This is a genomic window from Thermococcus sp. 4557, from assembly GCF_000221185.1.
In the GTDB taxonomy this organism is placed as follows: domain Archaea; phylum Methanobacteriota_B; class Thermococci; order Thermococcales; family Thermococcaceae; genus Thermococcus.
Window position 1 is genome coordinate 67033 of record NC_015865.1, and the last position, 14038, is coordinate 81070.

Here is a 14038-nt window from a genome sequence, read left to right on the forward strand (position 1 = left end):
AGAGCCTTCAGGAAAAGGGAATCACCAAAAAGCCGGAGAACTTCAGCTCCACGTGAGCTTGATAAACGAGGTTGTTTCCAAGCTCCACAATCAGATAAGCGCGGTGAAGGCTGCTGTGGAAATGCAGGGCCTGAAAGTTGGGGGACCGAGGTTGCCTTCGCTACCCCTCGATGAGAGGGCTCTCGGCGATATTGAAAGCGCCCTCCGGAAAGCGAGTTTTCCTGAGGTCGGTCAAAGGTGGGAAAGAAGCAAAAACAGAAAAGTAAAAATCAGCGCCGTCTGTAGAGATAGACGGCTATAAGCACCAGCAGGGCTCCAAGGAGGGCGTAGTAGGGCCAGCTGGCCCCTCCTGGGGTGCCCGGCCCAGTTGACGTTCCGGTTGTGCCCGTTCCAGGGGTTTCCGTCGGACTTGTCGTTGTCGTCTCGCTCGTCTGGTTGCCACCTGCCGATGTCTGGGTCTCCACCTCCTCCGCCACGGCGAAGAGGGAAAGCCCCGGAACGCTGGCCCGATAGTAGGCGTATCCCGCGTCCTCGTACTCGAAGACGGGGCTGAACTCCTCCCACGTCCCCGAATAGCGGAGCAGGGTAACGTTCTCGGTGCTCGCGTTGTTCTCCCTTAACCAGTCCTTTGAAACGCGGAAGTGGAGCGTCACGTTCTCGACCGACCAGTTCTCCGGATGGGTGACGTTGAAGAGGGCGTAGACGGTGTAGCCCTCAACCTCGCCGGGCTTCTGGTAGACCCCGAGGACCCCCTCAATGTCCCTGCCTGCCGTAAACGTCAGCATGTAGAGGTCCGTGGAGAACTCGAAGAGCCCAAACCTGCCCTCCCTCAGCTCCACGAGGAGGCCGTCCACGGGGTTTGGTCTCTTCGGTCTGGTGACCTCCAGCCCGAACTCCCTCTCAACGCTCCCGTTTCCGTAGGTGCATTCAACGGCGAGGGTGTAGTTGCCGGGCTCAAGGCCGTCCGTCCTAACCAGTTCTCCCCCGCCGTTTCTCCCGTCGAGCCTCCAGCTGAGCAGGCACGGGGAGGTGCTCATTATTCTGACCACGCCTCCAACCGGGACGCTCGTGCTGCTCACGTTGATCTCCGGTGCCCTTCCCTTCCTGGCTATCAGAACCTCGTTTCCGGAGGAGACCACCGATGCGTTGGAGCCTTCAACGCTCACCGACGTGTCGCTTAGCGGAACTCCGAAGGCGGGCTTTATCTCGATGCTTCCGTTGTAGTGCCCCTTCCTGGTTATGTTCGCCCTTAGCAGCTCCCCGTCTATCGCCATCGAGAGTTCTATTTCCTCGTCCTCCGGGAGCGCGTTGAGCTTTCCGGTCGCGGCTATTGTGAGGACGTTTCCCCTTATCGAGACGTTTGCCCCTTCGAGCTCTTCGAAGTACGCCCCGGCGAAGAGCTTCGCGTTCTCCTCGTCCCTGAAGAAGGCGAAAATGGCTTTGGCAGCTTCCGCGGTTGGCTTCATCTCTATGAAGGCAGTGCCTTCCACGTCAGCGCCTTTCCTGCCTCCTGTAACGTTTACCCTCATCCACTCGAGGGTCCTGTTGAAGAGGGGTCCCACAGCAGTGGTTGGCGTTAGGACGGTGTACCTCGCCTTGTAAACGTCCAGTTCCCCAAAGGTCAGGGAGACGTTGGCCACACCGGTTCCGTTGCCATCGCTTCCTCCGAAGATGAGGGCCCTGTCAGCCTTCTCGACTTCCACCGTGAAGTTGGCCGGCGGGTCGAGCACGTAGATGGTTCTTGAGCCTGGGACCGGGGCGAGGAAGAGGTACGTGAGGAACTGCGACATGTCGAAGGTGTAGGATACAATGGCCCCGACCTCTCCACCAACTTTTTTGAGATAGTCCTTCTGTTCCTGCTCCGCGAGGCTCTTGAAGTACTTGCCCTTCTTTATCTCGTTGAGTACAAGCGTCTTCGCCTGCTTCTTCAGGGCCTTTTTGACCGCCGCCGTTCCCAGCGAGCCTACCGCTCCCTGAGTTCCCTCAACATCGCCCGTGTAAACTGATTTGGCCAGCTTTGCGAGCTCGTAGTAGGTGCTCTTGTCGCTCACCTCGATTATGGACTCGATGAGGAGAACCTGGAGGTCCTCGTCGAGGGCTATTGCCTTCACCAGCTTCCCGAGAACCGCCGCTCCTTCCCCAACGGAGAGCTGGTTGAGGTTCATCAGCTCGCCGTAGTAGGTCCTGTCCATGCCGTAGTTCTCCTCAAGCCGGGTGAAGGTGTCTATCCCCACTGGTGCCATAACCGTCTCGTTGCTTGCGAGGAGCGCGTTGTCGACCTCTTCCCTCCTTGCGCTCGCGTTTATGGACTCAAAGCTCTCCGATTCGGTCTGGAAGTCTATCGTCTCCACGAGGTTGACCACCTTAAGGATGGCGTTCGCGAGCCCCATGACTATCGTGTCCGAGGGGACGTCTATGCCGAAGAAGTCGAGGAGGGCCTCTATCGACCTCGATACGATGCGGAACTCGTTGCCCACCAGAGAGGGCCTGGCACCAACGATTATCTGATAGTGGGGTATCACCTTGTTGGGCTCCCTGCTGTCGTCCGCTATGGCCCTCATCGTGAAGTCGGGAGGTATTATGTGGTACCACTTGTAGCCCTCCCCGGGTCCGTAGACGCCGTCGGCGTAGTAGTCGTAGTAAATGTTGCCGTTCGTGTTGTGGAGCGTCAGGTAGGTTCTGCCGTTCTTCACGGCCGTTACCGTGACGTCTATTGGGTTCATGTGGACAGTCTGAACTTGGAATGTCTTGTTGAGGGCCTTGACGGGCGTTTCCTTGTAGTTCAGGCTCGGGGTGTAGTATTCCTTCCCATCAACGGTGTAGTAGAAGGTCGCGCTGGTCATGTAATTCCCGCTGTAGTTCACCGGCGGAATGATGGCCGGGGGTACGTCGGGCCACCAGTTCATGTAGATGTCCAGTCCTCCCTTTTTCTTCCCGACTTCCGCCACCCCCAGAATGCCGACGTTGTTTCCAGCGTCCACGAGGGCCGAGCTGCCCGGGAATATGTAGGCGTCCATCCCCTTGTAGAGCTTCGTTCCCTCCCCGCGCTCGGAGATGTGGTCGGTTACCGTGATCATGGTCACGTTGGCGTCCCTGTCCCCCACGTTCGTGTATTGCAAATCGAAGTGGTGACTTTCGGATGCCTCGACGTCGTTGTCGCCATCCCCGTCGTAGGGGGGAGTGTTGTGGCAGAACTCCGGATAGCTCTGGCAGTACGCCAGTGTGTACGGATACATCACGTATCCCGTTATCTCGAAAACTGGCCCGAGGGTGAAGCCCACAGTTACCGGTATCTCATCCCTCAGGATGTTGTCTCCATCGTAGAGCCTCACTATGGCTGTGAACCTCTCGACGTCTGGAAGCTCATCGGGCTGGACGTCCCAGCTCAGCGTTCCGAAGTCGTACTCCACTATCGGTATGGAGACGTGGAATACTCCGGACTCATTGGGGCCGAGGAAGATCGGCTCACCCACCTTTCCGGTGTGCCTCTCGACGTACTCCGGAAGGTCTATCTCGATGCGCGCCGTTCCGTTCGTCAGGCCGGTGTTCCTGAGGTAAATCGTAAAGTTCGCGAGCCTCTCCCTGTTGGGTACCCAGGCGGTGGCCATCCTTCCCCAGTCAAACGTCTCGTACTCCACGCGGTAGAGGCTGTAGATGTTGCTCGCGTTCGTCACGCTGACGTTCTCGATGACTATCTCGGCGTTGGAGAAGTAGACCCTCCTCGCGCTTGTCAGTTTTCTTCCCCCTGAATCCACGGCCGTGAACTGCAGGATTCCCTCCCCGGTGAGGTTCATGGAGAGGCTGTCGAGGATCAGGTAGTCGTTGTATGAATCTCCCCCGACGGTCTGGTTGAGCAGCACGACGGTGTTGTTCTGAACGACCTCATAGACCACCCGCGAGAGACCGTCCCTCGACGTAGCACTCCCTTCGAGCGTTACAACTCCCTTAACCGAGCCGTTCTCGAGGGGTGTAATCCTGAGGAACGCCGAGAGCAGGTCCGAGCCCCAGTCCTCGGTCGCGTTCCCGTCGGTCCAGATGACGATGATCCAGGTCCTGCTCAGGATGTCGTAGTCGTCCTGAACCTCTCCGGTTGAGGTGTACATGAAGCCGCCGTTGTAGTTCGCGACCATCTTTGGCTCATTTCCGCCCCAGTCTATTCCGTGGAGTCTCGGCGTGGAGCGGTTGGCAACGAGAACGTCCCTGTAGTTCACCAGGGTGTTGTTAACCACATCCGGGAGCAACGTGGTGTTGAAGTAAAGCCCCAGGGAGTTGCCTTCCAGGACGTTCTTGGTGAAGTAAACGTAGCCCTCCCCGTTGTTTCCCTCGAACCTTGCACCGATCCCGTTCTCGACGAGGGTGTTGTGGTCGATGAAGACCCTGTTTCCCTTGCTGTAGACGCTATCGCCCCCGGTTACCTGGAAAATTCCGGTGTCGCTGCCGTAGATCACGTTGTTGTGGACGGAGCCGGTGACGTTGTGAAGCCTTATGCCCACCCTATTGTCCATGATGTAGGAGCTGTTTATCATGACGTTGGCGCTTCTAACGTCTATTCCAACGCCGTTCCCGCTTACCTCGCTCCCGCTGACTGTGATGTTGCCGGTGACCCTTATCCCGTACTCAAAGCCGGAGATTCTGCTGCCCTCAACGCTCACCACTCCCCAGTGGGGCCGGGTGTTGATTCCTATGCCGCTCCCGTCCCCGGTAACGTTGCTGTCTATAACGGAGAGCCTTCCGAGGACGTTTATACCCCCGTTCACCTCGCTGTCGCTTATATCCACCCAGGACAGGTATCCAAAGTCCAGGTTGCCGGTGATAACGTCCCTCGCTATTATCGCCCTGGTTCCGTACCCCCCGATTTGTCCGTCGATGACGCTGTCCGTTATCCCCGAAACGCCGCTCTCCATTGTGAGTTTGGCGGTGAAGGCACCGAACTTCTCGTAGCCGGCGGGGTTTCTCACTCTAACGGCGATAACGTTCTTACCGGGTACGAGGTAAGCCGCTATGTCGACCTCACCATAATCGGGAACCCCATAGGGGCGAATGCCGCCGAGACTTCCGGTGTAGCCTGTCCTCGGTATGTACTGGTCACTCCCCCGGAGAACCCTCCTGCCGTTGACGTAGAGCTCCACGCTCCCGACGGCGAAGTACGTGAAGACAGCCCTCAGGGGCATCTCGTCGACGTCTATCGTTTTCTTGAGGTACAGCTTGGTGAAGTCCCCGACCTCAACTGAGGCGTCCCAGCCGGGGGGCCTGTATGAAGACTCTGCCACCAGGGGCGTGACGGTTGGGAACATCCCGTCCGTTGATGGGCTCAGATACCAGTTGGGTGAGGCGCTCCTGGAGTGGTACCAGATGCTCGAGTAGCTTATCGGCGTTGAGGTGGTTATCTCCTGGTCGAGGGCCTCTTCGCTTGAGCTGAGGGAGAAGGTCGTGTTCTCCGAGACGCTCCCCCTTAAGAAGAACCACTTCGACTCCGCTATCACCTTGGAGTTCTTCAGCCTCGCGTTGAGGAAGCTCATGTGGCCGCTGTCCCATCCCTGGATTCTGACGCCCTCGATGAGGGGTGCATCTCCATCCAACCCATTCGTCGCCGGGATCCCATCGAGGTCTTCAACCTTCAGCGTGCCGGAGACATCGATGAGGCCGCCGCTGAGCGAGTAGTCCCTCAGCGTCAGGATTCCGTCTACGGTTCCGCTAACCCCTTCCATCGATCCCATTTCCATGAATGCCCTCGCGTCCGGCTTCACCTCCACCCTGAGGTTCGCGATGCTCCCCGAGATGCCGCCCGTAACGTTGGTGTTGACCAGCTCAAGGGTCTGGAGGGAGTTGGAGAAGAAGGCCCTGTCTCCGCTCACCGAAGAGTTCACGACTCTAACGTACCTCCCGGGGGAGGAGATTACGAAGGCGTTGTTCCTCGCGTTGATGTTGGAGCGCGTGATTAGGACGTCTGCACCAGCTATTCTAATCCCCTCATCGGCAAGAACGCTCAGGTTCCTGAACTCCACCTCTCCGAAGGAGTAGTAGGGCATGTTTATCTCAACCGCGCTCTCCCTCGGGTTCTCGATGAAGACGTTCTCAAAGGTCGTCCCCGCCACGAATCCGTCCAGGAGCCTTATTCCGTAGGAACAGCCCTCGAAGCTGACGTTCTCCACCTCAACCGGGCCGGGGTTCCTGAGGAGGAGCCCCCCGCCGTAGCTGAAGGCCGAGTTGAGGATCGAAACCTCACCGCTGGCCTCGATTCCGCCCTTTACTTCGCTCCCCTTTACGGTTAGGTAGGTTGCCTCAAAGAGATACTCGCCCCCGAGCTTTGAGCGTTCTATCCTGGCGTTCCCTCCCCTGAACTCGTCTTTCCAGGCCACGTCGAGCTCGGAGTCCATGACCCTGAGACTGCCTTCGTCTCCCGTCAGCCTGTCCCCATCCACGAGGGAACCGTCCAGAAGGCCGAGCGCCCCGTTCACCTCAACCTTCCCGGGCAGGTGAACCTTACAGCCCCTCAGGGTCAGGTTTCCCGTGTCCTCGATGATTATGCTTCCGTTGAAGGAGAACTCGCGGTTGAGGCAGCTCTCGGTGTCGTTTACTATCCAGTCCCCATCGCTCGGAGGCCCGAGGAAGACTCTCATGGTTTCCTCCACTTTCAGTCCGCATTCACTTGCCGCCCTGACCGATACGAAGTTCTCGCCCGGCCTCAGCAGGCCCGTCAGGTTCACGGTTCCGTTGAACTCAACCCAGGGACCGCCGTTGATGGAGTAGTGGAATTCCCTAATCTGAACCCCGTTGGTTGCCTCGGCGGACATTACGACGTCCTCGTCCCGGTAATAAAAGTCCTCCATGTTTATCGAGAGGGCGGGTTTCTCCGGGTTTTTGCAGACTGTCACTTCTCCCTCCGCTTTAATCTGCTTTCCGCAGTTGTCCGTGGCCGTTATCTCCAGGCTCACCGGCCTCCCTTCCTCCGTCCCCTTCAGAACCGCGTCCTGGATTTCCCAGAGGTCCGCGACGAAATGGCCCCTGACAACGTAGAACCTTTTCACTTTCCCTTCGAAGGGCCCTCCGATGTCATTCTTAACATCCTTAAAGTCCACGACCTCGATGTCGGGCTCAAAGGCATTCTCGACGCTCGCCCCCATGATCGAGGCGCTGTAGGTGTAGGCCTTTGCGAGGCTGTTCGTTACGAACGTGAAGTTCACTGGGAAGCGTAGGGAGCCCGCCTCGTCCGGCAGGTTCAGTTCGAGACTGTCCCCTTCAACGAAACACATCCCCTTCACCGAGAACGCTCTGCTCTCCGTCTCGATTCTGCGCCGGTAAATGTCCACCGCGGAGACCGAGAAGCTGTATTCCCCGCCGGGGATAACGTTGAGTCTCGCCCTGCAGGTGTTCTGGGTTACCCCCATCGCCAGCGGCACGCCGTTCCACGTGATCCAGCACTCCATCAGGGGCACGCTGGAAACCACCGTCACGGTAACCTCTTGGACTTCGCCCGGAAGAACCGTTCCGTTCTTCGGAGTGGGCTCGACGTAGTAGAGTATGAACTCGGGCAGCGGGACGGTGAATCTGGCACTCACGGGCTCCCCGCCGTTCCCGTACCTGTCGAAGGTTCTCGCGTACAGGACGTGCCTTCCGTGGCCGAGGTTCATCGAGAACCTCATCTCCTCCCCCGGTTCGCCGCTCAGGTTGGCAACGCGGGAGGAGTTCCAGTCGATTATCCTCTCTCCCTTTTCGTCTTCCATCTCCTTGGGGTCGAGGTACAGTTCAACCCTCTCGAAGTCGTCGTTATCGGGATTCCTCCAGGTCGCCGTGAACCCGGAGCTGTTCGTGCTGACGTTCAGGCCCCCAACTGGGCCAGGTGCCCTCGTGTCCGCAACGCGGACGAGGAGGGTGAGCTCTGCGTGGTTGAGGGCGGCGTCGTAGACGACCACCCGGTAAACGTCGATTCTCACATCGTCGGTCCTGACAGGGAACCCAAACGGGACGCCGCTCCGGTAGCGTCCTTCCCGTGCCGGGAGCTCCAGATGGCCAGGCTCGGGGTTGAGGTAAACCTGATAGCTCATCGGGTGCTCGTCGGTAACGTTTATCTCGAAGGACGCGTTTGAGAGCCTCTCTGCGATGAAGACTCCTATCTCGGAGCGGGTCATGTTGTTGGCGTGAACCCACAGGATGACCGGTGGCGTTGAGTCCACCTCGACGGTTCTGGTCTCGCTCACCCCGGTGTTGTTCCCGAGGTCGGTTCCGTAAACCCTGAAGGAGTGCTGGCCGTCGGAGGAGCAGAGTTCGCCGGTAAGGCTCCAGACACTGCCCGAGCCCTCCATAGTGAAGTTGGCTCCGTCGAACTCGAGAACCGCTCTGCCCAGCTCCTCACTCGCGTTCACCGCGATGGTCAGGGTGCACGAACCTACGATGGAGCCGTTCTCCGGTGTCGGCGGGATGAACGCGAGAACCGGCGGTGTCGTATCAACCGTGAACGTTCTGTGCTCCGTTTCGTTGGCGTTGCCCTCGACGTCCCAGGCCTCGATGTAAAAGCCGTACCGTCCGTCCTCGAGGGCCAATGCCAGGCTCCAGTTCCTTCCGGAACCGGTCATTTCATACGCGGTCCCGTTCAGGTTCAGCACCGCCCGTGAGAGGTTTTCATCTGAGAGCAGTCTGACCTCCACGGTGCTCCTGTTTAGGACCGAGCCGTTTTCCGGCGTGGGCGGGAGGAGGGTAAGTCCCGGAGGCGTCGTATCCCTCACCCGTATCTGCACCGTCCTCTCGCTTTCCCATCCGAATGTATCGTTGGCCCACACCCTGTACTCCACCATCCCCGGCTCCGGTGCCTGGAAGACCACGCGCAACGTGGTGTTGCTGGAGTAACTGCCTTCCTCCTGAAGGACGCCGTCCCTGTAGATTTCGTAGCTCGCGGGGTGGGCATCGTGTATGCTCACCTCCACCGTCACCGAGTCCCCCTCGTCCACCGTGTCCGGGCAGTTTACCGTTATCTCTGGGGGATTTCCATCCGATTCAAAGGTCAGCTCCCCGCTTTTTGCCCTAGTTCCCGCCGCGTCCGTGCCGTAGACCCTGAGGACGTGATGTCCATCCGTTAGGGAGACGTTCAGGTTCCAGCTCCTTCCAGAACCAAGCATCGTGTGGTTGACACCATCGAGTTCAAGAACCGCCAGCAAGAGCTCCCTGCTCGCCTCTGCCTCGACTTCTACCCAGCTTCCCTTTATATTGGATCCGTTCCCCGGCGCGAGAACGACTATTTTGAGCGGACTTTCGCGTTTCACAACCCGCATCAGCCACCAGTGTCTCGCGACGCCGTTCTCATTTTCAACCCTCACGCTGACGTTCCAGAGGCCGATGACGAGGCTGGAGTTGGTGTAGGTCGAGCCGTTCCCCTCTTCCTCCAGAACGACCGTCCCGTTGACGGCCCACGTGACGTTCGCCACCTGGTTGAGCGCTATGGAGAAGGCCGCCGTTTCGTTTTTCCTGAGGGTGATTTCCTCCGCCTCGGGCGAGAATGAAACTATCCTCAGCGGCTCGATGACCCTGAAGCACTCCATGGGCGTTGAGTTCACGTGTCCTAGCGTGTCGCTGGCCTCCACGCGCCAGCAGTACAGGCCCGCGCTGAGACTCCTCGTCTGAATGGTGAAGTTCGCCCAGCTTGAGTATTCCATGGATTCAACGGGGGCCCAGCCGCCGTCGGCGGTGGCGTTCGTTATGAGAACCGCCTCGGAGGGGTTCGCCTCCTCCCAGAGACTGTGAACTCCTAGGCTTTCTCCCAACGTGATCGAGTCCCTTTCCTGCCCGTAGCGAACCCAGCGCGGTGCCCTCGTATCTACCTCAAATTCTCTTTCTTCGCTCGTTCCGACGTTGCCGTGGGCATCCTCGCCGGTTGCCATGAAACTGTGCTCCCCATCCCCGACCTCTACCGTTGCCGTCCAGTCCCTGCCGGAGCCCTCCATGGCGTAGCTCCTCCCGTCCAGGCGGAGGGTGGCGTTTCTCAGTGTCTCATCCGCCCTTAGGCTGAAGGTAACGCTTGCCGTGCCGATCAGACTGCCGTTTTCGGGAGTGGGCGGAACGAAGGTGAGAACCGGCGGAGTTGTGTCCGTTTTCACAACGAGCCTCCAGGAGTGGGCCGCCTCTCCGCTTTCCTCGCGGGCGACAGCGGTCACGTTCCAGATTCCCGGGACGAGGGTATCGTTGAAGTAGCTTGAGCTCTCCCCCCTTTCTCTCTTCGCGGGACTCTCGTTCACGAACCAGGTCACGTTCGCCTCGCGGTTCAGGGTTATCGAGAAGTTCACGCTCCCGTTGTCCTGCACTTCCACCTCGTTCTCCTCGGGCGAAAACGAAACTATCCTCAGTCCTTCTTCGACCCGGAAGCAGAGCTTCGGCGTCTCGTTCTCGTTCCCGAAGGTATCGTTGGCTTTGATGTACCAGCAGAAGACCTTCCCGGCAAAGTTTTCGTCGGTGCTTATCGTCCCGTTGCTCCAGCCGTCGGTGATTTGGAGCGGTCTCTCGCTCCATATGAAGGCTCCGTCCACAAAGGTCGCGTTCGTGACCAAGACGGCTCCGTCGAGATGGGAATCACCCCACCTCGCGAAGACCTCAACGTCGTCGCCAGCTGTCACTTCATCTCTGTTCTGGCCGTATTCGGTGAACTCCGGGGCCGTCGCGTCTATTTCTATTGTTCTCTCTTCCGTGGTGTTGGTTATCCCTTCGGCCGAGCCGTAAACGCGGAAGGTGTAAGTTCCGTCCGCGAGGTTTTCCTTGATAACCCACCAGCTCCTCCCGGAACCGCTCATGCTCTCGTTAACGCCGTTCCACTCGAGGGTGGCGTTATCGAGGTCGAGCGAGGAGCTGACGTTTATGATGACTCTCCTCACGTTGAGCATCGCCCCGTTCTCTGGAGTTGGTTCCACGAAGCTCACGGTGAGGCTCGGTTTGGGATAGACGTACCACGCCCAGAACTGGCTCGCCGAGCCGTTGGAGTTCTCGACGACAGCTCTAACGCTGTGCTCCCCCTCTCCCACATCGGAGTTCGTGTAGGTGGATGTCTCAACGTTCTCATCCGTCTTCACGACGCTCCCGTCGAGGTACCAGGTGACGTTCACAACCTGGTTAACCTCAACTGAGAACTCGACGGTATCGCCGACGTAGCTCTCGACTGGGCTCTCCGGCGAGTACGAGACTATTTCAGGTGGGGAGTAAACCACGAAACAGTGAACCGGGGTGGTGTTCTCGTGATCCAGGGCATCGTATCCAGTTATCTTCCAGCAGTAGAGCCCCGGCTCGTCAAGGGTTATGGAGAAGTTGCTCCAGCCTTCCGTTTCTTCAAAGACCACTTCATCAAAGACCTCCCATGAGCCGGTTATGTTTGTATAAAGAACCGCCCCCTTGAGGTGGGGGTCGCTCCAGAAGGCGTTGACGTGAACCTCTCCGCCCGGCGGGATGCCTTCCGCATCCTGGCCGACGTTTGAATACTCCGGGGCCTTCGTGTCAACTTCAAATTCCCTCTCCTCGCTCGTCCCGTTGTTCCCGGCCAAATCCTGGCCGTAAACCGTGAAGGTATGGGTTCCATCCGCAACGTTCATTGCGTAGTGCCACGCCTTTCCCGAGCCGAGCATCGTATGGTTTGCCCCGTCGAACTCAAGGGTCGCCAGGGCGAGGTTCTCGTTCGAGGTGACGTTTATCACCACGCTTGAGTCGCCGATCAGGGAGCCGTCCTTTGGTGTCGGATCAACGAAGGTGAGGACAGGTGGGGTGATGTCGTTCTCCTCCTGGGCAAGCGGTGCGAAGATGCCCAACCCCGTCAGGTTGGCCTCCACGAGGTTCTTGTTCGTGTCCAGATGGTGCCCGCTCGTCCCATCGAGCGTCCAGCCCTCTGTGAAGTGCCATATCTGGAGGCTGTCCTCATTAAGGCCCTCAAGGGCAGAATCGTCGTAATAGAGGCCCAGATGGAGCCAGCTGTCCACGTCTATTTCGATATATTCCCCAACGTCGCCGTAGCCCTCCGGCGGTGCCGGCCGGTTCTCCGTGGGAACTCCCCTCACGAGACAGTTTCCGGGACAGGTTACCTCCGTGGGAATCCCGTTTATCGTATTCCCGCTTAGCGAGCCGTAGAACTCCGCGATGACGATTATTGCCCAGGCGTTCGTCTCGGAGAGGTTAGTCGTCAGTTCGTTGTTGTCTATAAACGAATCCCCCGCGAGGTACAGGTAGAGGGCATAACCGGCGTTCTCACCCACACCGCTTATCGAGATCGTGTTGTCATAAACCCATGCAGAGGTTTGGAAGACCTCTATCCCGTCGGCGCTGTCGCCTCTAACCGTGACTGTGTTGTCGTGGACGTCGCTGGCTTCCCCCTCTTCCTCGTAGACGTAAATTCCGACACCCTGGAAGCCTGAAACGCTCACGTCGTTGTCCCTGATGATGTTGCCTCCCCCGTAGCTGAGATAGATTCCGTAGCGCTCGCTCTCCCCGGTCTCGGTTATCGTAATCGTGTTGTCCTCAATCGTACAGTTCTCAACGCCGTCCACCCAGACCCCGATGTTCGAGACCGACGAGGCTACAACAAAGCCGTTCAGCGTAACGTTGTCGGAGCTCACGTAGAAGACGGGCTTCCTTCCGTTCGCCCACTCGGAGCCGTCGCCGGTGATGCGGGCGCTCTCGCTCGTTTCCACGGTGAGGGATTTACCTATCTCCACACTCTCCGGATAGGTTCCAGCAAGGACTACGACCGTTCCACCTTCGATCGCGTTCTTTATTCCGTCCTGGAGCGGCGTCTCGCTGGGGTTGAGGCTCCCGCCCTCGTACCACCAGCCGCTCTCGTTTACATAAACCGTTTCAGCTGGAGTAAGCGTCGTTGCGGTGTCGTTCACCCATGTGGTGTTGACGTTCCCAGAGTAGTCCCTCGTGAGAATTCCAATCGTGTGCGTCTCGCCGGGTGAGAGCTCGTCGAGCCACCACTCACCCTCGTCCGTCTCGCCCTCGAATTTTCCGTCCACGTAGATTAGCGCCGTCTCGAAGTCCTCATCCTCCGGGTTGTCCCACGTCCAGTGGATGTAATCCGGACCAACTTCGTGGGCCAGGTTTCTAACGGTCCCCGGCGGCGTCTCGTCTTTCTCGCTCGCGTTCACGTAGAAGTTCACCTGGGCCATCCCTGTCTCGTCGCCGGCGAGGGCGTACACCACGAGGAGGTTTTCCCCGTTCTGGGCGGTTATCGTGGTGTTCGGCTCGAACGTGACGTTCTTCCCGCCGTTGAGGGAGTAGCGCCACTCGTCAACCGGCTTGTTGGCGGTGACGTTCAGGTTTATGGTCGTCGTGTTGTATATCCTCTCCTCAGGGGAGAGAATGGCTATCTGAAGTTCCCCACCCACCGGTTCCGCGGGTAGGTGGCCCATACCGATAACGTCCGAGTCTTCCGGGGAAAATGGTGCCCCCCTGCTGGGAGCCACGTAGGAAACGCCGACGAAACCCACGTTTAAATAGGAAGCTAGGAGGAGATAAATCAAGAATACAACTCTTTTTCTCATCTTCTCACCTTCTCGGAGAAGAGACCCTAGCTGTCAGGAGGGTGGGAGAGTGATTAGAGGGGCCTTGATTGGAGGCAACAGTTAGGGCCCCTCCTGTAGCGGATACGTATACTTCATATAACGAGTTTAAGGTATAATAGGCTTTTGGTGGGGCTGCGAAATGTTGGAAAATATACAACAAGACATTTCGGGGCGTATTCGCCCTCCGATGTGCACCTTCCGGATTATGCCCCGTCGAGGTTTCTCATCCTGGGCTTCCTGAAGAGTTCATCCAGCTCCGCCCGTCTGGCCCGCACCCGCTCGTGGAGCCCAGCCACGCGCTCGTCACCGGGATATTTCATCATCAGGGTCGTGGTTATGCCCTCCAGGAAGCCGAGTATCGAGACCTTTATGAAATCCTCGCCCCTCTTGCTCTCCAGCCCCTCGTTGAGGGCCACGAACGAATCGAGCCTCGCTATTAGCGCCCCTTCCCCAAGCTCTTCCAGCAGGCTCCTGACCTCCGCCACCTCGGGTATATCGACCGCCATGCCATC

The 14038-nt window shown here is 58.5% G+C and carries 3 protein-coding genes; 1 reads left to right on the forward strand and 2 read right to left on the reverse strand.

What is annotated here, in order from left to right; translation table 11 throughout:
- Positions 1 to 52: 52 nt before the first annotated feature.
- Positions 53 to 301, forward strand: coding sequence for a hypothetical protein (locus GQS_RS10870; RefSeq protein WP_148236339.1), 249 nt, complete (start codon positions 53 to 55; stop codon positions 299 to 301).
- Here GQS_RS10870 and GQS_RS00275 read toward each other — a convergent pair.
- Both GQS_RS00275 and GQS_RS00280 read right to left on the reverse strand, forming a co-directional pair.
- A complete protein-coding gene (locus GQS_RS00275; protein WP_014011645.1) occupies positions 270 to 13505 on the reverse strand; it encodes a PGF-pre-PGF domain-containing protein in 13236 nt (4411 codons plus the stop codon). The two genes, GQS_RS10870 and GQS_RS00275, sit on opposite strands and share 32 nt — an antisense overlap.
- A 224-nt stretch (positions 13506 to 13729) precedes the next feature.
- Complete coding sequence (locus GQS_RS00280; RefSeq protein WP_014011646.1) at positions 13730 to 14032, reverse strand: DUF3216 domain-containing protein; 303 nt, start codon at positions 14030 to 14032, stop codon at positions 13730 to 13732.
- Positions 14033 to 14038 lie beyond the last annotated feature (6 nt).